General features: G+C 65.4%; 17 protein-coding genes. 11 read left to right on the top strand and 6 right to left on the bottom strand.

All coding sequences use genetic code 11. From position 1 onward, the window contains the following. Positions 1-124 precede the first annotated feature (124 nt). The 5 genes from ACT89H_RS08270 (at position 125) to ACT89H_RS08250 (ending at position 4,318) form a co-directional block, all read left to right on the top strand. Positions 125-1,261 (top strand): alcohol dehydrogenase catalytic domain-containing protein, encoded by a 1,137-nt coding sequence (locus ACT89H_RS08270; RefSeq protein ID WP_445107921.1) that lies wholly within the window; start codon positions 125-127, stop codon positions 1,259-1,261. Positions 1,262-1,296: 35 nt separating this feature from the next. Further along, positions 1,297-1,839 (top strand): cupin domain-containing protein, encoded by a 543-nt coding sequence (locus ACT89H_RS08265; RefSeq protein WP_445107920.1) that lies wholly within the window; start codon positions 1,297-1,299, stop codon positions 1,837-1,839. Between the two features lie 540 nt (positions 1,840-2,379). Further along, complete coding sequence (locus ACT89H_RS08260) at positions 2,380-2,955, top strand: VOC family protein (RefSeq protein WP_445107919.1); 576 nt, start codon at positions 2,380-2,382, stop codon at positions 2,953-2,955. Between the two features lie 27 nt (positions 2,956-2,982). After that, positions 2,983-3,942: a fumarylacetoacetate hydrolase family protein gene (locus ACT89H_RS08255; protein WP_445107918.1), complete on the top strand. Its 960-nt coding sequence runs from the start codon at positions 2,983-2,985 to the stop codon at positions 3,940-3,942. After that, positions 3,935-4,318 carry a carboxymuconolactone decarboxylase family protein gene (locus ACT89H_RS08250; protein ID WP_445107917.1) on the top strand — a complete coding sequence of 128 codons (384 nt, stop codon included), beginning with the start codon at positions 3,935-3,937 and terminating at the stop codon, positions 4,316-4,318. Before ACT89H_RS08255 ends, ACT89H_RS08250 begins: the two co-directional genes overlap by 8 nt. 118 nt (positions 4,319-4,436) lie before the next feature. Here the strand turns inward: ACT89H_RS08250 and ACT89H_RS08245 are convergent, their stop codons facing one another. Then, a complete protein-coding gene (locus ACT89H_RS08245) occupies positions 4,437-5,126 on the bottom strand; it encodes an IclR family transcriptional regulator (protein ID WP_445107916.1) in 690 nt (229 codons plus the stop codon). Between the two features lie 227 nt (positions 5,127-5,353). On the opposite strand from ACT89H_RS08245, the gene ACT89H_RS08240 reads away from it, so the two are divergent. Continuing rightward, positions 5,354-6,820 carry an NAD-dependent succinate-semialdehyde dehydrogenase gene (locus ACT89H_RS08240; protein WP_445108257.1) on the top strand — a complete coding sequence of 489 codons (1,467 nt, stop codon included), beginning with the start codon at positions 5,354-5,356 and terminating at the stop codon, positions 6,818-6,820. Positions 6,821-6,931: 111 nt separating this feature from the next. Here the strand turns inward: ACT89H_RS08240 and ACT89H_RS08235 are convergent, their stop codons facing one another. Next, on the bottom strand, positions 6,932-7,786 hold the full coding sequence (locus ACT89H_RS08235; protein ID WP_445107915.1) for a PaaX family transcriptional regulator: 855 nt from the start codon (positions 7,784-7,786) through the stop codon (positions 6,932-6,934). A 130-nt stretch (positions 7,787-7,916) separates the two neighbouring features. Between ACT89H_RS08235 and ACT89H_RS08230 the strand changes: the two genes are divergently transcribed. From ACT89H_RS08230 to ACT89H_RS08210, 5 genes are all read left to right on the top strand, one after another. Continuing rightward, complete coding sequence (locus tag ACT89H_RS08230) at positions 7,917-8,786, top strand: p-hydroxycinnamoyl CoA hydratase/lyase (protein WP_445107914.1); 870 nt, start codon at positions 7,917-7,919, stop codon at positions 8,784-8,786. A gap of 36 nt (positions 8,787-8,822) precedes the next feature. Then, a complete protein-coding gene (locus ACT89H_RS08225; protein ID WP_445107913.1) occupies positions 8,823-10,415 on the top strand; it encodes a class I adenylate-forming enzyme family protein in 1,593 nt (530 codons plus the stop codon). Between the two features lie 51 nt (positions 10,416-10,466). Further along, the gene (locus tag ACT89H_RS08220) at positions 10,467-12,248 is read left to right on the top strand and encodes an acyl-CoA dehydrogenase C-terminal domain-containing protein (protein ID WP_445107912.1); all 1,782 of its coding nucleotides are present in this window, start codon (positions 10,467-10,469) and stop codon (positions 12,246-12,248) included. 153 nt (positions 12,249-12,401) lie between these two features. Then, complete coding sequence (locus tag ACT89H_RS08215) at positions 12,402-15,236, top strand: tetratricopeptide repeat protein (protein ID WP_445107911.1); 2,835 nt, start codon at positions 12,402-12,404, stop codon at positions 15,234-15,236. A gap of 79 nt (positions 15,237-15,315) precedes the next feature. Continuing rightward, positions 15,316-15,774, top strand: a complete 459-nt coding sequence (locus ACT89H_RS08210) for a DUF6294 family protein (RefSeq protein WP_445107910.1) — start codon at positions 15,316-15,318, stop codon at positions 15,772-15,774. Positions 15,775-16,032: 258 nt separating this feature from the next. On the opposite strand, the gene ACT89H_RS08205 is transcribed toward ACT89H_RS08210, so the two are convergent. The 4 genes from ACT89H_RS08205 to hpaD all read right to left on the bottom strand — a co-directional run bounded on the left by ACT89H_RS08205 (position 16,033) and on the right by hpaD (position 20,357). Continuing rightward, positions 16,033-17,496, bottom strand: a complete 1,464-nt coding sequence (locus tag ACT89H_RS08205) for an NAD-dependent succinate-semialdehyde dehydrogenase (RefSeq protein WP_445107909.1) — start codon at positions 17,494-17,496, stop codon at positions 16,033-16,035. Between the two features lie 95 nt (positions 17,497-17,591). Beyond that, positions 17,592-18,395: an HpcH/HpaI aldolase family protein gene (locus tag ACT89H_RS08200; protein WP_445107908.1), complete on the bottom strand. Its 804-nt coding sequence runs from the start codon at positions 18,393-18,395 to the stop codon at positions 17,592-17,594. Then, positions 18,380-19,168 carry a fumarylacetoacetate hydrolase family protein gene (locus ACT89H_RS08195; RefSeq protein WP_445107907.1) on the bottom strand — a complete coding sequence of 263 codons (789 nt, stop codon included), beginning with the start codon at positions 19,166-19,168 and terminating at the stop codon, positions 18,380-18,382. Before ACT89H_RS08195 ends, ACT89H_RS08200 begins: the two co-directional genes overlap by 16 nt. Before the next feature lie 34 nt (positions 19,169-19,202). After that, complete coding sequence (gene hpaD, locus ACT89H_RS08190) at positions 19,203-20,357, bottom strand: 3,4-dihydroxyphenylacetate 2,3-dioxygenase (RefSeq protein ID WP_445107906.1); 1,155 nt, start codon at positions 20,355-20,357, stop codon at positions 19,203-19,205. Between the last annotated feature and the right edge of the window lie 13 nt (positions 20,358-20,370).

The following is a 20,370-nucleotide window of genomic DNA, read 5'->3' as shown; positions in this document are numbered from 1 at the left end:
GGCAGACCGAGAATCGGAAAAAAATTATTGACATTCTCGCAGGCAACGCGAGACGATGGGCTTCCCACAGTGATGTCGATCACGTTCTCTGGCAGCTCGCCGTATAAACAGTGAGGTTCAAATCGTGTCCAAGATCAATGTCGCCCGTCTCGTTGCCACGGGGAAGCCGCTGGAAGTCGGCATAGCTGATAAACCTGTTCCCGGTCCGAAGGATGTGCTCGTCAAAGTCGAAGCGTGCGGGTTGGTGCCCAACTCGTTCAACGTGGTCAACGGCTACACGCAGCTCAAACTGCCGGACCTTCCAGTGGTTTTCGGTCTCGATGTCGCGGGCACGATCGAAGCGGTCGGCGAGTATGTGGTCGGCCTCGAGGTGGGCCAGCGCGTGTACGTCGATCCATTCCTGACCTGCGACACTTGCCACCATTGTCGTAGCGGCCGGCGCGACCTCTGCCCGAATGCCTGCTACCGGGGATATATGACCCCGAACGAATTCGGTTGGCAGCTGCTCAACCACTACCCGATCGGCGGGTTGTCCGAATATGTCCTGTCACCCGACGCGAGGGTGGCGCGCCTGCCGGAGTCGATCGACTTCGAGACCGCGGCGCGCTTCGGCTATATCGGCACGTCGTTCGCCGCGCTGCGCAAAGGTGATCTCGGCCCTGGCAAGACCCTGTTGATCAACGGGGTCACCGGGACGCTCGGTGTGGCCGCGGTGGCGATCGCACTCGGCATGGGCGCCACCAAGATCCTCGGTGTCGGACGTAACCGGGAGCTGTTGGAGCGGGTTCGGCAGATGTCCCCTACGCGGGTGGAGACGGTGTCGTCCGAAGACGGCATCGACCTCGTCGCATGGGCCGAAAGCCGCACCGACGGAATCGGTGTGGACGTGCTGTACGACTGCCTGGGCGTCGGCGGGGACGTCCATGGCACCAACACACTGCTCTCGGCGATCAAAGCCGGCGGGCGCGCAGTCCTTGTCGCCGCCGGCGTCGAGGGCGGCCTCTTCCAAAGCTACTGGGACGTTCTGATGGGCGATGTCCATGCTGTCGGATCTCAGTGGTTCAGCGCGGCGGAGGCCGACCAGATGATCGCGATGATCGCTGCCGGCGTGATCGACCTGTCCTGCCTCGAGCATCGGCGCTTCGCTCTGTCCGAGGTGAACGAAGCGATCGAACTCGTCGGGTCCCGGGTCGGCGGCTTCGTCAACGTCGTTGTCCTGCCCGGCGTGACCAACTCTACGCACCTGAGCGCTCGGCAGTAGTCAGGGCCGATATCAATGGATGAGGAGCAAGCCCGATGACCATCAGACGGGTCGTGACCGGTCGACGCGCGGGCAGATCGCTGGTGCTCAGCGACGGGCCGGTGCCGACGGAACACAGATTCGAGGCGATACCCGGAATGTCGTCGGCGATTGTCTGGACGACTGCGCCATCACCTGCGGTCGATGTGGAGGAAGCGGCGCCCGAGGGAACCACGGCGCATCCGGCGCCCGGGCACACGCTCATGTTCGTGGTGGACTTCCCGCCGGACTCGGTGATGGCCGAACCCGGCTTCGATCCCGTTGCGGCAGGCACCGAGCAACTCCACCACCTGCCCGGCCTGGCCGAGCGCTTCGAGGCGGAGAACCCGGGCATGCACACCACAGACAGTGTGGACTACGGGATCGTGCTGCAAGGAAGGATTTGGCTCGAACTGGATGACGGGAACCAGGCGGCGCTCGAAGCGGGTGACATCGTCATTCAGCAGCGCGCACGCCACGCCTGGCGGAACAAGGGCAGGGAGACGGCCCGGATGGCGTTCGTGATGGTCGGAACCGACCGGCACGTGAATGCGGGCTGATTTCTCCGCCTATTCGGCCGGCGCAGGATCGGCAGGCGAAAGCGGTGCCGACTCGGCGGAGTCGGCACCGCTTTCGGTGGAACTGCCACGTCGGGATCGCGTTTCGAAGCCTGGATCGCTCCACAGTGGTCGGCCACGTTGCGGCGCCCGCACGCCGTCCGATCGACGGTGGGCGTGTCGGCAGCTGCCGCGACGGTGACGGTTGGATTGCTGATCACAGGCCGTATACGCAAAGTTGTGTCCGGATATCGGACACCGATCGATGTTCCTGGTAATCAAGGATTGCGCTGACGGTTACCTCCCGGCTCGGGCGTTCGGTCAACCTTTGCCGATGGCAACCCGGGACAAGTCTCTATGGATCTCAGAAGCATTGAGTACCAACGGTTTCGAGCGACATGCGGATGCCGTAGCTCCGCTGCGTCCTACGCTCGGCATCGGTCCCCGCGGTGCCGGCATTGACGCTCAGGGTAGGAGCTATTACATTTACCGGAGTTATTGAACCGATTATCGGTCTCAACTGAAAGGGTAGGGAGTGACAACATGAGCGGACGTGTTGCGCGACTGGGCCATGTGGGGATCGCCGTGAGCGATCTGGATCGCTCTGTCGACTTCTACACAGATGTTCTCGGCATGCGCCTGACGGAGATCTTCCGGTACGACGCGAACAAGGTCGGTCACGGTGTCGCGGTGCTGGCGGGAGCCTTCGTGCGGGGATGGGAAGACACCATCCACCACCGCCTGTCGATCTTCACCCTGCGGGACCCCAGCCCGCAGCAGCCGGATGCGCGTGCTCTCGGGTTGCATCACATCGCCTTCGAGATGGACTCGAGTGAAGACCTCGTGGAACTGTATCGACGCTTCAAGGAGCGTGGGGTACCTATCGTCAACGCTCGTATCGGCGGGCCGGGTAATCAGCCCCGCTTCTACGGCCTCGACCTGGATGGCAATCTGCTCGAGTTCTACTGGAGCATCGACCACGTCGGCTGGGACGGAATTCCTCGCCCGTACCCGCCGATCCAGGAAGTCGAACTCGAAGACTTCGACTTCGACGCCTACACCGCGCAGCGCGAGCAGCAGGCCGAGGCCGAGCGTGCACGCCGCGCGGCCCGGGTTTGACGCCGTTTCTCGGAAAGTGGGGCATACATGACTCAGCTCGTTCGATTTCGTCACCGCGGCAGCGACAAACTCGGAGTGATCCGCGGAGAGCATTTCATCGATATCACCCGCGCGTATGCGGCCAGGTTGGCGGCGCAAGGCTCAGCGAACTCCAATGCGCTTGCTGCGGCGATCCTTCCGCCCGACGCGCTTGTCTATTTTCAGGGCGGGGCGGCCAGTTACGCGGCCCTGCGCGATGCTGTTGCCTTCGCCGACGAACTGGACGCCACCAAGGCGAGGAATCACGGCATCTCGGTAGCTCGATCCGAGGCCTCGGTTCTGGTTCCCATTCCGAACCCGCCCAAGATCGTGTGCGTTGCCCGCAACTATCGCAAGCATGCCGCGGAAGCGGGTCTCACGGTGTCGGAGATCCCGATCCTTTTTCCCCGGTTCGCGGCGACCCAGATCGCCGACGGGGAGGCGATCATCGTGCCGACTGTCTCCGACCAGGTCGACTGGGAAGGGGAACTCGCCGTCGTCATCGGCAAGGGCGGGCGACACATCACGAAAGAGGACGCCTTCCAGCACGTCGGTGGGTACACCATCTTCAACGACGTGTCGGTGCGCGACTACCAGTTCCGAGTGACGCAGTACACCGGTGGGAAGAACTTTCACGCATCCGGCCCGATCGGTCCGCACATCTCGCTGGTCGACGAAGGACTGGACCCGCATGATCTCCGGATCACGACGACGATCAACGGTGTCGTGAAACAGGACGCCACGACAGCGGAGTTCATCTTCGACATTCCCACATTGATCGAGCACATATCCGAGTTCATCGAGTTGGAACCCGGAGACATCATCCCCACCGGTACCCCTGCGGGCGTCGGCTTCAAGAGGAATCCGCCTGAATTCCTCTCTGACGGCGATGTGGTGGAAGTGACCGTCGAGGGGATCGGGACGCTTCGGAACCCGGTCCGGAACGAAGAAAGGAAGCATGATGAGTGAGTCGGGGTTCGATCGCGGCCTGCGAATCCGTAAAGAGGTCGTCGGCGAGGAATACGTGGAGCGCGCTTTCGCGAACGCGGGCGACTTCGGACGCGAGTTCCAGGAGTTGGTCACGGAATTCTGCTGGGGCGCATCGTGGGGGCGCACGGCGCTCACGCGACGGGACCGCAGCCTCCTCAACCTGGCCATCATCGGGACACTGGGGCGCACCAACGAGTTCCGCCTGCACACGCAGGGTGCGCTGCGAAACGGCGTGACACCGGAGGAGATCAAGGACACGCTGATCCATCTGGCGGTCTACGCGGGAATCCCGGCCGGGGTGGAATCTTTCCGTATCGCGGGTGAGGTGCTCCGGGAGAACGACGCCGAGCGATAGCATCCGCGGCGCATCCTGCACAGCGATGTTATTCAGGGAGCTCCCGGCACGCGACATCCGGGAGCTCCCGCACGCTATGAGGGCGAAGGCCGGATTCAGCGCACAGAAAGCGGGCGTATCAAATCGCACCCAACTCGGCGGCGGTGTCCTGAAGTTTTCCGAGATGCCGGAGAAGTTCGTGCCCGCGGCCGGCCGGAGCCACGATGGAGAGGCTGGCCTCTTGCTGAGCGATTCGGAGCGGAACGGCAATTCCGTAGGCTCCGAGCCGAAGCTCGTCGTGGCTGACCGCGTAGCCGAGGCCCCGCTCTTCCCGGAATCGTTCGAGCGCTACCGGATCGTCGCTTTCCGCGGCGATCATCTCCTCCGCGCGGTCGGCGGCGAGATTGAACAAAATCGCTCGGCCCGCTGCCCCGGTCGCAGCGCGGTGGCGGTATCCGAGTGGGTACTCCACCCTCAGCGGATGAATATCGGATTTGGCCGATGCCACGACCAGTGCTTCGTTGCCGTCGAGAACGGAGACCACGATCGTCTCCCCGATGTCGCGCGCCAGCTCGTCCAACAGGGGCTGCGCCTCGCGGTAGACATCGGGAACGGCCTTGGCGGCTATTGCCAGAACGGACGGGCCGATCGAGACGCGGCCACCATCGACCTTGACGAAAGATCGGCGCTGAAGGGTCACTACCAGGCGGCGCGTCACTGTTCGCGCCAGATCGAGGCGGGTAGCCAATTCGCCTATCGATTGCGGTCCATCTTCGCTGAGGGACAACAAGATACGCAGTGCGTGGTCAGCGGTCTGCGCGATCTCCACCCTGGCACCTCCCGAGTTGTCGACGAGTCATCGTATAGCAGCCATCCGTGGCGCTCACTCCGCAGTCGGGATAATATCCGATATATGCAAAAATGAGTCCGATTATCGGACAAATCCAACATGGTCGGCCGGTCGGGTCCCGCGCTTGTATCGGCGTGGTGACTCGGATGCCGAATCCGGCGCCCGGAAAGGAAACCGACGTGTCCGACGTCCACGCTGTTACGCCCATGCGTGAGCAAGAACTTCTCGCCCGAGTCCCTACGGGGCTGCTCATCGGCGGCCAGTGGCGTGAAGCCGCGAGCGGAGACGCCTTCGCCGTCGAGGATCCCGCAACCGGCGATGTCCTGATGTCGGTCGCCGACGGTGCCGGCGTGGACGCCCTGGCCGCGTTGGACGCCGCAGAAGCCGCGCAGGCATCATGGGCACGTACTCCGCCGCGCGAGCGCAGCGAAATCCTCCGCCGCGCGTTCGAACTTGTCATCCAGCGCGCCGAGGACTTCGCCCTCCTGGTGACGCTGGAAATGGGAAAACCTCTCGCCGAGGCCCGCGGCGAGGTGGTCTATGGTGCCGAATTCCTTCGGTGGTTCGCGGAGGAAGCGGTCCGCGACTACGGCCGATACGCGACCAGTCCAGAAGGCGGCAACAAACTCCTCGTCCAGCGAAAGCCGGTCGGTCCGTGCTTGCTCATCACGCCGTGGAACTTCCCTCTCGCCATGGCCACTCGGAAGATCGCCCCCGCTGTGGCCGCCGGCTGCACGATGATCGTCAAGCCTGCCAAGTCCACCCCGCTCACCACCTTGCTGTTCGCCGAGGTCATGCGGGAAGCGGGTCTTCCGACCGGTGTGCTGAATATCGTCACCTCGTCTTCTGCCTCGGAAGTTTCCGGGCCACTCATGAGCGACCACCGTCTCCGTAAGCTCTCCTTCACCGGGTCGACGCCTGTGGGTCGACGCCTGCTGGCCGCCGCGGCCCGGAATGTCCTGCGCACCTCCATGGAACTCGGCGGCAACGCGCCGTTCATCGTGTTCGAGGACGCTGACCTGGACAAGGCGGTGGCGGGTGCGGTGGCCGCCAAAATGCGCAACATGGGTGAGGCCTGCACCGCGGCCAACCGCTTCCTTGTGCAATCCTCGATTGCCGCGGAGTTCGTCGGCAAGCTGGCCGACGCCATGGCGGGGCTCGAGTCCGGCCGGGGAACGAACCCGAACTCCCAAGTCGGCCCGCTCATCGACGGCCGCGCCCGAACGGATATTCATTCCCTCGTCGTCGAGGCCGTCGAATCCGGTGCGACGCTCGCGCTGGGCGGGACCCCTTTGGCCGGTGACGGCTACTTCTACGCCCCGACCGTCCTGGCGGATGTGCCGAACGACGCCGCGATCCTCGGAACGGAAATCTTCGGGCCGGTGGCGCCGGTGACCACCTTCGATTCCGAGGAACAGGCCATTCGTCTCGCGAACGCCACCGAATACGGCCTCGCCTCCTACCTCTACACCAGCGACTACGCCCGGATGTTCCGGGTGACCGAGCAGATCGAGTACGGCATGGTGGGATTCAACGTCGGTGTGATCTCGAACGCCGCCGCCCCGTTCGGTGGTGTCAAGCAATCCGGCCTTGGTCGTGAAGGCGGCGCCGAGGGCATTGCCGAATACACCGCTGCTCAATACGTCGGCATTGCCGATCCGTACGGTGGTTAGGCGTACCTCCGCCTTCGCTGCGGCCATGCGCGGGGCTGAGGGCGGACTACGTCCGGCTGCACCTATGAGGGTGAACCAGCGCGCATCGATCGCCGGGGGTTCCGCTCGAGCTCAGGATGCCTGTTCGATGTCGAGCAGTCCGGCGACGTCGGCGGCGATCCGTGTCGCCGGGCTCTCGAGCTTCCGATAGAGCGTCCGAAAGAGCGCTTGCGCGTCGGCGGCCGGCCAGCCATCGGGAAGATGGTCGGATGGCAGCCGCGGGTCGGCCTGGACGAGCTGTTGCCATTCGCTGCGCAGCACGAGGAAGGCGCACAACTCGTCGGCATAGGTCGAGGAGAAGTCGCCACTCCAGCGCGAGATGAACCGCCGGTAACGGTCCGCGATCTCGGTCAGGTCGTAGGCTTCTGCGATCAGGTCGGCAGGTGCGGTCGCGGCGATGGGGGTACCGCGGAAAACCCGCACGTCATCGAGAACGTCCAAGCCGTCCAGCAGGCTCGTGACGTCGACCTCCCCAGCTGCGATCCATACTCCGCTGCGCAGTAGCCCGAACCCTCCCCACGACAGCCGCGACCGAAGCCGCAGCCGTAGAGCACGTCGCTGTTCGGGAATCGAGTAGGCGAGCACCGTCCAGGTGCCGGTCCGATCCGGATCGGAGGTCTCTCGCCATGCCTGGGCGTTGCCTTCGCGCAGGATCCGGGACCCGTGCGAGGTCAGCGTGTAGTACGTCTCGCGGCCGTGGCGGCGGCGATCCAGCAGGCCGCTGTCGACCAGCCGGGTGAGTGTGGACCGCGCGGCATGGCCGGAAACGCCGAGCCGGGCGAGTACCTCGATGAACGTGCCGGTGGACAGCGCGATGGGCTGCTCGTGCGTCAAATGGCCCAGCAGCATCAGCGTCAACCACTTGGGTCGTCGAGCCCGGGCGACTTCGGCTTCGGGGACGTGGGCAGCGTCGAGCGATCCAGCCATGGTCGAATGGTAGCCGCTGCCAATATTAGGCAAAATATTGACGTTGGGATCAGATAACGCATAACGTTGCACGCGGGTCAACGCACGTCGACCCGGTACGGCCTGACTTTTCGGGAATGGAGTACGTCCCATGACAACCACTGGCGAACCGCTGTCGGCCGCTCCACTTGCCGGTCGTGAGCTGGGCACCTGGACCACCATCAGCACCGCGGTCGAGAACGAGATCGCCTGGGTGGTGCTGAATCGCCCGGAGAAACGCAACTGCATGAGTCCGACCCTCAACGACGAGATGCTCGAGGTGTTGGACGCGGTGGCTCTCGACCGCGAGGCGAGGGTGATGGTCCTGACGGGCGCCGGCGAGGCGTTCTCCGCGGGAATGGATTTGAAAGAATTCTTCCGCGACACCGATGCCTTGCCGCAGGCGGAAAGGGAGATCAAGCAGCGCTCCGCCTTCGAATGGCAGGGGCCGCGGCTGCGCAATTTCCCTTTGCCGACGATCGCGATGGTGAACGGGTATTGCTTCGGCGGCGCGTTCCTGCCTCTGTCCAGTTGTGACCTCGCTGTCGCGGCCGACGATGCGGTGTTCGGGCTCTCCGAGGTGAATTGGGGAATCATTCCGGGCGGCAACGTGCCACTCGCGGTGGTGCACACGATGGGTCTGCGCGACGCGATGTACTACAGCATTACCGGGGAGACGTTCGACGGGCGCAAGGCAGCCGAAACCGGTCTGGTCAACGAATCGGTTCCACGTGATCAGCTGCGAGCCCGGGTCATCGAGATCGCCGAACTGCTGAAAACGAAGAACACGACGATCATCCGCGGCACGAAGGAAACGATCCGCCACCTGCGGAGCATGGGCTGGTCCGAAGGTGAGAACTACATCAACGCCAAGTTCGCCGAAGCGCAGTACGCCGACCCCGAAGGAGGCCGAGCGAAGGGTCTCGAGCAGTTCCTGGACGACAAGACCATCCGCCCGGGCCTCGAGGCCTACCGCCGGTGACCTGACGAGTCGGCTCTGCGGCGGAAAGGACGAATCGTGTCGGTGAGTAGTGCGTTGACCGTGTGCGCGGCGTTCGAGCGTGTGGCGCGTGTGTATCGGGACGCCGAGGCCGTGGTAGACGGCATCTCTCGGTTGACGTTCGGTGATGTGGATGAGGCGTCACGGCGCTGCGTGTCTTTGCTGCGCGACCGGGGCGTCCGGCCGGGCATGCGGGTCGCGCTGCTGACTGTGCCCTCAACGGTGCACATCGTGGCCTGGCTGGCCGTCGTGCGATTGGGCGCGATTCCAGTGGTGCTGCATACCCGCGAATCCGCGCCGCTGCTGGCGCGACTGTGTGACAGGTTCGATGCCCGCGTCCTGCTGCACGACAGGTCGCTCGGTCCGGTCGCGGCCGCGATCGCCGACAACTGCGCAGATCCGCTGGACGTGATCGCCCTGCGATCCGGCGTTGCGGGCTCGGCCGAGGCGCCCGGAGCGCACATCGAGATTCCGCGTGATCTGTCCGACTTTCCGCCCGCCGACGACTTGTTCGTCCCTGCGGAGGACGATGTCGCGGTCATCATCCTGTCGTCCGGGACAACCTCGCTGCCGAAGGGCGTCGTGCACAGCCACCGCGCTGTAATAGACGCAGCACGAACAGCATTCGGGCTGTACGCCGGACTTCGTCCGGGTCAGCGGGTGATCGTGCCCTACAGTACGGCGTTCACCGCGTGCTATGCGACCTGGCTGCCGTTCATGAACGCCGGCGCATGTTCGGTCTTCCTGGAAAAGTTCGATCTGCGGGAATACCAGGCCGCCATCCGACGCGAACGAATCACCCACATGTCGCTCACCCCGACCATGTGGCGCAAGCTGTTGACACTGGAGTCTCATCCGGACACCTACAGCAGTGTGAATGTGGCGCAATTCGCCGCCGAGCCCATGGACCGGACAACGCTGCAGCACATCCGAAGCACTGTGACACCCAACGTGGTCCAGGCCTACGGCTCCACCGAGACCTTCGCTTTCCTGACCGTCAATGTGGCCGAGGACATGACAGACGGACGCCTCATCAGCGTCGGAAGGCCGTTCGCCAACGCGGAAGTGCGAATCGTCCGGCAGGGCGGCACCGTCGAGGACGTTCTTCCGGTGGGTGAACTGGGCGAGATCGTGGCGACCTCGCCCAGTGTGGCGGAGGGAATCTGGAACGACGAAGCCATGACGGCGAGACTGTTCCACAGCGATGCCGACGGTCGTCGCTGGTGGCGTTCGAGTGACTTGGGGCGCCTCGACCACGACGGATATCTGTTCCTCGAGGGCCGAAGCGACGACATGATCATCTCGGGCGGAATCAACATCATGCCCGCTGCCGTGGAAGAAGTCCTCCTGAGTCACCCAGCTGTGGTCGAGGCCGCTGTCGTAGGCCTCCCGCATCCAGAATGGGGCCAGCAGGTCCACGCATTCGTGGTGGCCGGCGATCCGTCACTGACAGCCGAGGTACTCGCGTCGTTCACTTCCGCTTCGCAGCTGTCCGGTTATCAGCGTCCGCGCGAATACCATTTCGTGCCTTCGCTGCCTCGAACGGCCACCAACAAACTCAACCGCCGACTGCTGCGCGAACAGGGACGTGCGGCCCGAGGGACGGACTGAAGCGGAGCCGAAACGGTGGTTGTCTCGAGTCAGAAAGTGTGAGGAAACGAAATGCCGGACTACAAGCCGCCGATCGATGATCTGAAGTTCGTCCTCAATGAGGTCCTTGCCATCGGAAAGCACACCGAGTTGCCCGGCTTCGAAAGCGTGGACGAGGATCTCGTCTCCGCCACGATCGATGCTTTCGGTGACTTCGCCGCCAAGGAACTCGCGCCCTTGAATGCCGAAGGCGACCGATGCGGCGCGACCTTGGGGCCGGACGGTGTGGTGTCCGCGCCGGGATTCGCCGGGGCCTACCGCAGTTATATCGACGGCGGCTGGCCTGCGCTGACGGCTCGCGGCGCGGACGGTGGCGAAGGCATGCCCGGAGTGCTCTACACCATCGTGGAAGAAATGCTCGCCGGTGCCAACCTGGCGTTCGCGATGGCTCCTCTGACCTCCCCCGGAGCCTACCGAGTGATCAGCCACGGTGCATCCGACGAGCTGAAGTCCCGGTACTTGCCGAAGATCGTCACCGGCGAGTGGGCTACGGCGATGTCGTTGACGGAACCACAATGCGGGTCGGCGCTGGGCCTGCTGCGAACTCGAGCGGAGCCCGGAACGGCCGGCAGCTACCGAATCACCGGCACCAAGATGTTCAACAGCTGGGCGGATCACGACCTTACCGAGAACATCGTCCATCTGGTGCTCGCGCGTCTGCCCGGCGCGCCGGAAGGAGTCAAGGGGATCAGTCTGTTCCTGGTCCCCAAGTATGTCGTCGGACCGGACGGTCGACTGGGTGAGCGCAACGCATTCTCGGTCACCGCACTGGAAAAGAAGCTCGGTGTCCACGCCAGCCCAACCTGTGTTACGGACTTCGACGGCGCAACGGGCTATCTGATCGGAGCACCGCACCGCGGAATGGCCAACATGTTCATCATCATGAACTCCATGCGACTGGCGACCGGTGTGTGCGCGGTGGGCGTGTCCGATGCGGCATATCGCAATGCCTCGAGCTACGCGCGCGAGCGGCTGGCGGGACGCGCGGTGACCGGAGCGAAGTATCCGGAATTGGCCGGTGATCCGATCATTGTGCACCCCGACGTACGGCGGATGCTGATGACGATGCGTGCTGTGGTCGAGGGCGGTCGGGCATTCTGCTTCTGGGTGAGCCTGAACCTCGATCTGGCCGGCAACCATCCCGATCCAGCGCAGCGGCAGGCGCACGAGGCGCTGGTGTCGCTGCTGACACCCGTGGTGAAGGCCTTTTTGTCGGACAAGGCGTCCGAGTGCGCCGACACTGCGGTGCAGTGCTTCGGGGGGCACGGTTACATTCGCGACAACGGTGCAGAACAGTACCTCCGCGATGCCCGGATGCTGCGGCTGGGCGAAGGAACGAGCGGTATCCAGGCCATGGACTTCATCGGCCGTAAGGTGGTAGGCGACGATTCCGAAACGCTGAACTCCTACTTCGACTCCATCCGGGAGACGCTCGACGCGGTCACCGGCATGTCAGGAATTGTCGCGGAACTTCGAAATTCGCTGGAATCCGCCACGCGCCTCACGGAAGAACAGCTCCCGCGCTGGAAGAATGACCCCGAGAGCATGGCGGCGGTGGCCCTGGATTACTTGCACCTGGTGGGCTATCTTTCCCTCGGCTTCATGTGGGTGAAGATGGCCGCCAAGGCGGAAGAAATTCTCCAGGGCCACTCATCGCGTTCGACATTCCTCGAGAACAAACTGCGCACAGCGCGTTTCTACTGTTCCTATGTACTCCCGGAAGTCGAGGCGCTCACCGCACGGATCCGCGCGGGCGGTGCGGCGATCATGGCGATTCCGGAGAACGAATTCTGAAGCGGATCTGGTTCGCCGGAATATCGCCACCACATGTCGCGACCCGATCCCGATCGTGCGCGGCCGGGTCGATCGCTGGTCGGGAGCGATCACGGCGCCGGTGGCGACCGGGGACGAGTTGTGCTGTGCGCCGCGCTCCCCGATAGTTCACTCATGGCGGAGAGACTCGCTCTGATCGTCGCGGCCGAGTGCGCGGCATTCCCGCGGCTGGGGTTCACCGGCGAGCTGGCCGCGGCGCTGTACGCGGCTTTCACGACGGTGGGTGGTTGGCTACCGATCGCGGACGGTCCCGTGCTCGACCCCACGGTCACCGAATTCAAACGGCGCGTGAAGGCCGCGTTCCGGCAGGCGGACGAACTGAAGGCGACGCTGTTGATCGCCTTCATCGGCCACGGGTTCACCGCCAACGACGAGGATTTCTATCTGCTCGCCACCGATTCCGCACTGCCGCTGGATTCCGATTCCGGCTTCAATCTGGTCAATGTGGTCACCGAGCAATTGGGCAATACGCGGGCACTGGACGGGCTGATCGTTCTGGTCGATGCGTGTGAGGCGGGCGCAGGAGCGCTGGGAGCTGGCAACCGCTGGGTGCGGATGCTGGAAAAGACCGCAGGGCGAATGGAATTGCTGGTCGCGTCGGACGAGGGGAACGCCTACGACGGCTGTTTCAGTCGAACACTGCTGCGCACATTCGATACCGGCCTGCCGGGCAGCGGAACGAACCTGCTGTGCGCCGACCTCACGCCGGAACTGAACAGCGCGTGTCCACAGCAGACCGCACGGCATCTGTCGTTCAACGGCACTCAGGTGCGCCGCGGCGACCAGGGGCTGTGGTTGGTGCCCAATCGCTCCCGGTCCAGAGACGCGGTGACCGACAGACCCGCCGCGGGCTTGGTGGACCACCTGGTGCGCGGCGTCTCCCTGACGATGAACGTGCACGAGACCCTCGCCGGAATCGTGGAAGCGAGCGGCGAGCGGTTGCAGGCGGTGATCGGACCGGCCGGCGCCGGGAAATCGACGCTGATGTCGCTGCTGATCCGGCCGGGACTGGTCGAGACGTTGGGTTCGCTGACCGCCGAGTTCATCACGGCGGCCGTCTTTCTGGACGTCACGAGCACCATAGAGTCGGTGCTGGTGGAACTGTGTGAGCAACTCGGCGCCCGATTCGGCGCGGAATTCGCGGCGGCGCGGCAGCAGGTGCGGGAGGAGTTGACCGACCGGGAGCGGTTCAGCGCTTTCGAGATCGAGATCGTGCGGCCCTTGCATCGAATGCGGAAGGCGGGCAGACGTATCCGTGTTCTCATCGACGGCCTGGATCAGCCGGAGGAAGGCTGCCGCAGCAGTGTCGTCGCCGCTGTCGCCACCTTGACCACCGACCAGCGGTTGGGCCACGTGCGCGTGATCGTCGGCGTCCGGTCGGGCACGGACGTCGTCGATCATCCGGACCTCGCCCACGCCCGGCGGGTCCACTTGCGGTCACCTACCGCCCGCGAGGTCTTGGCGGAGCTGGCGTCGGCCGAGGGGGGCATCCCCGACGGACTCGATCGAACCCTGCACGGATTACCCGACGACGTCCGCGGTGGCTGGCTGATCCCGCGGTTGATCACCGAGATCGACCAGCGCAAGACCGGTCTCGACGGCGCGGACCTGCATGCTCTGGTGACGCTCCGGTTTCACACCACGCACCGCCATCCGGTGCACGAAGACATCGCGCTGCCGGTCGGTGCCCTGCTCGTGGCGGTCGGTGTCGGCCCGACCGCGCCCTTGCCGCTGATCTGCGCGGCCCTCCATCGCCTCGGATGGCCGGTGACGTTGCCGCGACTGCGCGATGTGGTGGTCGATCTCGGTGTGCTCGTCGCACGCGGCCATCCCGGTCAGGACAACGAACGAATCGGGCTGTCGCACACGGCGTTCACCGATTCGCTGCGACGAATCGTCTGCGCGCGTCGGCCGAGCGCGCTGATCGACGCGCACAGCGCGCTCGCCGCGGCGTTCGATACCGTGACCGGTCCGGATATCGACGTCTATGCGCGCACGGCGGCGCCGCGGCACTATCTGGCCGGCGGGAACTCCGCTCGGGCCGTGGCGTTCCTCGACGCGGCGGACACCGGGCGGCGTCCGATCGACAATCAAGCCTCCTGGGCGAACTGGCTGGTGGCCTTCCGAGAAGCGCTGCCGCCGGACCACCCGGATGTGCTGACCGCTCGTGCCCGCCTGGCGCGATGGACCGGCGAGGCCGGAGAGCCGTTCGTGGCGCGCGCGATGTTCGCCGGGCTCGTCGAGGATTGCACCGCGATGTTCGGTCGGGACCATCCGCTGACCCTCCTGCCGCGCGTGCAACTCGCCAATTGGCACGTCCAGACCGGTGGCGCCGAGCAAGCGGTGACGATGCTCACCGAGCTGCTGGACTTGGAGCAGGACGAACGGGAGAAGCTGCGGATCCGCGCCGACCTAGGATTCAGTACCGGCCAGGCCGGTGACATCATCGGTGCACGCGATCAGTACACCGCCTTTCTCCCGTCCCTCGAACGTGCCCTCGGTGCGACGCATCCCGACGTGCTGCGCTCCCGAGACCAGTACGCGCGCTGGATCGGTGAAGCCGGTGACCCGGAGCGGGCGCGACGGCAGTTGCTCGAACTGGTTCCGATTTGTGAGAACGTACTGGGGCCGGAGCACACCGACACCATGTGGGCCAAGAACAATCTCGCCATGTGGACCGCGGCCTGTGGCGACCCCGGTGGCGCCGCACGTTTGTATGGTGAAGTGCTGGCGATGCGCGCGAAGGTATCCGGCCTCGAGCATCCCTTCACGCTGATGACCAGGCGCGATTTGGCCCGATTCCATGCCGGGCAAGGCGATTACGCCGCTGCGCTGGAACTCGGTGCCGATCTCCCGGAGATCTGGCGACGGCTGTACGGCTCCGAGGATCTGGGGACCATCGAGGTGACCATGGATATCGCCGAATGGGTAGCTCGGCAAGCCACCTGAACAGGTATTGACGATCGTAGAACGGCTGTCCGACAATTTATATCATCGAGACCGACCATTTCTCGGGGGGAGCGCCACTATGACCGCAACGATTCGCCACGCCTTGATTCGGCTGGCCGTGGGCGTCGGCTTGGCCACCGCAACACTCGTCGTATCCGCGCCCGCCGGACATGCCGACGCCGACAAGGTCTTCACCTGGGACCACGACATCAAAGCCGGCGATTGCACGATGTTCCGTGGGGCGCGCTGGATCTTGCACAACGATGGCATCGCGGAATTCCACGCTGTGGTCACCAGCGGTGACGACAACGACGCTTGGCTCATGCACGCCGCACTGTTCGACGCGAACCACAAATATCTCGGCAACATCATCAACGACAAGCCGCCCGGCGGCGATATCGGCAAGTTCGTCATCAACCTGCCCTCCTCCGCTGTCCGCTACCCGTGGGATATGGACCGGAAGCACCACGACGAGAAAACCTATCCGCCAGAGGCGTTCGCGAGCGTGACCAGGATCGAGCTGCAGAACCACTGCTGAAATCCGGACCGAACAGCCCGGACGGGGATGAGGTCGTCCGACCGGGTGCCGGCGAGGTCGACGTGCCACTCAGGCGTCGCCTCGGCGAAGTCGCCTGCTGCCACTCTCGCCGCCCTCGGCGTGGGTCCGTCGTTCGGCGCGCTCCAGCGGTCGAGTCCGGCTCATCCGCTCCTGATTCCGTGGTGACGGACCCCGATCCGTAGGTCGCAGGCCCGCCCGCGCACCGATCGGCGCGGGCGGGTTCTGCGCGCCGAGGGGCTACTGATTCGGGACGAAGGTGTATTTCGTGGAAAGGAATTCGTGGATGCCCTCGAACCCGCCTTCTCGCCCGACGCCCGACTGCTTGACGCCGCCGAAGGGTGCGGCGGCGTTGGAGACGATGCCGGAGTTGAGGCCCATCATGCCGGTCTCGAGCTTGTCGATCATGCGGTGAGCGCGGGCGAGATCCCGGGTGTAGACGTAGGAGACGAGGCCGTATTCGGTGTTGTTCGCGAGGCGGACCGCCTCGTCCTCGGCGGCGAACGTCGCGATCGCGAGAACCGGACCGAAGATCTCCTCCCGGAGGATGTCGCTGCCGTCGGCGACACCGGTGAGGACCGTGGGCTGATAGAAGCTGCCCGGTCCGTCGACCTTCGCGCCGCCGGTCAGCAGCACCGCGCCGCGCGCCGTCGCGTCCGCCACGAGTTCGGCGGCCTTGTTCACCGCGTCGTCGTCGATGAGGGGGCCGATCGTCACGCCCTCCTCGGTGCCGCGGCCGATCCTCATCTGCTCGACGCGCTCGGTGATCCGTTTCGCGAACTCGTCGGCGACATCCTGGTGCACGATGAACCGGTTCGCGGCCGTGCAGGCCTGGCCGATGTTGCGGAATTTCGCCAGGAGCGCCCCTTCCACGGCCTTGGCCAGGTCGGCGTCCTCGAACACCACGAAAGGCGCGTTGCCGCCGAGTTCCATCGACACACGCAGGACGTTGTCCGCGGCCTGGGCGATCAGCTGGCGGCCGACCTCGGTGGAGCCGGTGAACGACAGCTTCCGCAGCCGGGGATCGGCGATTATCGGCGCCGAGACGCGACGCGACGACGCGGAGGTCACCACGTTCACGACACCGGCGGGCAGACCCGCCCGCACGAGCAGCTGTGTGAAAAACAGCGTGGTCAGCGGTGTCAGCTGCGGGGGCTTGATCACCACCGTGCACCCGGCGGCGAGAGCGGGGGCGATCTTGCGAGTCGCCATCGCGAACGGGAAGTTCCACGGCGTGATGAAAAACGACGGTCCGACCGGCCGCTGGGAGACGATCATCTGCCCCGTGCCCTCGGGATTGGGGCCGTACCTGCCGTGGACGCGTACGGCTTCCTCGCTGAACCAGCGCAGGAACTCGCCGCCGTAGGCGACCTCACCGCGTGCCTCGGCGAGGGGCTTGCCCATTTCCAGCGTCATCAGCAGGGCGAGATCTTCCTTGCGCTCCTGCACGAGTTCCCAAGCGGCTCGGAGGATGTCGCTGCGCGTGCGCGGCGCTGTCGCCGCCCACGACTCCTGTGCGGCGACGGCGGCGTCCAGCGCGCGGATCGCGTCGTCGGCGGTGGCGTCGGCCACCTCGCACACGATCCGGCCGGTGGCCGGGTCGCGTACCGGGAAGGTGCCGCCGCCGGCGGCATCGATCCACTGGCCACCGATGAACAACTGGTGGGGGGCGGCGGATAGCAGTGTGGTTTCGCGTTCGGTCACGACGTCACTCCTGAGGCGGTTGTCTCGGACACGGCTGGTGGTACGCCGCTGCGCGCGGACCCGCCGTTCGCGGATGGCGCACCGTGCGGGTCCTTTCAGTACGAGGCACGGGGAGCCTGATCCGTGCTCGCGATGTAGCTGTCGGCCAGCTGCTCCGAGGCGCGTGCGAGCAGCGCCACGTCGGCTCCGACGAGGATGAACCGGGCTCCGGCTGCGGCGTAGTCGCGCGCGGCAACCGGATCGAAAGCGTTGACGCCGACGGGTTTTCCGGCCGCGGCGATACCCGCGAAGGCACGCTTCACCGCGGCGACGACATCCGGATGCGTCTGCTGCCCGATCAGTCCCATCGAGGCAGCGAGGTCGCTCGGACCGACGAAAACCCCGTCGACACCGGGAGTCTCGGCGATCGAGCGGGCGTTCGCCACGCCCTCGACGGTCTCGATCTGCACGAACACCGAAACGTGAGCCGCGTCGTCGCGCAGATATCCCTCGACGCGGTTCCATCGCGCCGATCGCGCAAGTGCGCTGCCCACGCCGCGGACCCCCGCGGGCGGGTACCGGGTCATCGCGGCGACCGCTTTCGCCTCCTCGGGGGTGGAGATCATCGGCACGAGGATGTTCTGCGCGCCGAGGTCGAGCACCTGCTTGACGATCACCGTGTCGCCCGCCGGGACACGCACGACCGGTGTCGACGCATAGCCCGAGACGGCGTAGAGCTGCGCGAGCGTCGACTCCAGGCCGTTGGGCGCATGCTCCATGTCGACGAGCAGCCAGTCCAGACCCGCACCCGCCATGATCTCCGCGACGACCGGCGAACCCGAGCAGATCCATCCGCCGTAGAGCGTCCGGTCGGAGTGCGCCAGCTGCTCCCGGAACGTCGGGTTCAGACGAAGCGGCATGAGACCGTTCCCAACGATCGGTAGTCGGCCAGCACCGTGTCCCCGCGTTCGACCCACATCGGGCGGGTGAACGAACCGGCCAAGACGATCTCGCCTGCCTCGAGCCGGTCGCCGTGCTCGGCGAGTTTGCCTGCCAGCCACGCCACCCCGGTGGCCGGGTGGTTGAGCACCGCCGCCGCGACGCCGGACTCCTCGATCGTCTCGTTGCGGTAGAGCAGGGCGGAAACCCAGCGCAGATCGGTCTCGCCGATCCGCACCGGATTGCCACCGTAGACGAGCCCACCGAAGGCGGCGTTGTCGCTGATGGTGTCGACGATCGTGCGGCCCGGCAACTCGATGCGCGAAGACAGGATCTCCAGCGCCGGAACGACGTATTCGGTCGCCCGCAGCACGTCGAAGACGGTCACCTGGGGACCCTCCAGCGGCGCGGACAAGACGAAGGCGAGTTCGACCTCGATGCGCACGTTGGAGAATCGCCCGTGTTCGATGACCGAGCCGTTGTCGAAGACCGCGTCGGCGAAAATCGCGCCGTAGTCGGGTTCGGTGATGCCGGTCGCGGCCTGCATGACCTTGCTCGTCAAGCCGATCTTGCGGCCGATCGGACGGCGCCCGGCGGCGATCCCGCGGCGGCGCCACTCGTTCTGCACGGCATAGGAATCCGTGATGGTCATGCCCGGATGCCGGGCAGTCAGCAGCGGTACCGTGGTGCGGTCGCGTTCCGCGGCGGCGAGTTCGTCCGCGATCGCGGTGATGGTGGCGGCGTCCAGCGCCATCCGATGTCCTTTCCTGGTCGGGAGGTTTCGCGCGCTAGAGTTGGTGACCCAGCTTGTACTCGCCCTTCTTCCAGTCGGGCAGGTCGTCGCGGTCGTGTTCGCGAGTGTAGGAGAACCCGTCGGCGCCGATGGTGACCTCGAGTTCGCTGGAGTCGATCCGCGGCAGCACCGGCTGCGGGTTGCCGTCCAGGTCGAGCACCAGCGAGGCCTCGGTGTACCACGACGGCACCACGGGAGTGCCCCACCAGTCGCGCCGCTGGTTGTCGTGGACGTCCCAGGTCACCACCGGGTTGTCGGGGTCGCCCGTGTAGTAGTCCTGGGTGTAGATCTCGATGCGGTGACCGTCCGGATCGCGCAGGTACAGGTAGAAGGCGTTCGAGACGCCGTGGCGGCCGGGGCCGCGCTCGATGGAGTCCGACCGGCGAAGGGCGCCGAGCTTGTCGCAGATCGCCAGGATGTTGTGCTTCTCGTGCGTGGCGAACGCGACGTGGTGCAGGCGCGGGCCGTCGCCGCCGGTGGCCGCGGTGTCGTGCACGGTCGGCTTGCGGCGCATCCAGGCGGCGTAGGTGGTGCCCGCCTCGTCCTGGATGTCCTCGGTGACGCGGAAACCGAGATCCTGGTAGTGCTTGACGGCGCGCGGCACATCCGGCGTCACCTGGTTGAAGTGGTCGAGCCGGACCAGCGCGCCGGGAGTGTAGAGGTCGTAGCGCCAGGCCAAGCGCTCGACGTGCTCGGTGTCGTGAAAGAACTCGTACGGGAAGCCGAGCGGGTCGACGACTCGGACGGAATCGCCGATGCCCTTGGTGAAGCCCTCTGCGCGCCGCTCTACCCGGCAGCCGATCTCCGTGTAGAAGGCCTCGGCCCGATCGAGGTCCTCCGGAGTGCGCACCCGATACGACAGCGCGGCCAGCGCCGCGACCGGGCCGCGGCGGATCACCAGGTTGTGGTGGATGAACTCCTCGAGTGTGCGCAGGTAGATCGCGTCTTCGTCTTCCTCGGTGACGACCAGGCCGAGCACGTCCACATAGAACTCACGGGAGGCGGCCAGGTCGGTCACGACGAGTTCGGCGTAGGCGACGCGGAGGATGTCCGGCGGCGGCGAGGACGGGGTCGGCACCGGATCGGCCGCCGCGATGGGGGCTTCTCGCGTGACGAAGAAGCCGGATGAGGTGGGAATGCGTTCGGTCATATCGTTGCCTTGC

Source organism: Nocardia aegles (genome assembly GCF_052545135.1).
This window is presented reverse-complemented; position numbering and strand designations above follow the sequence as displayed.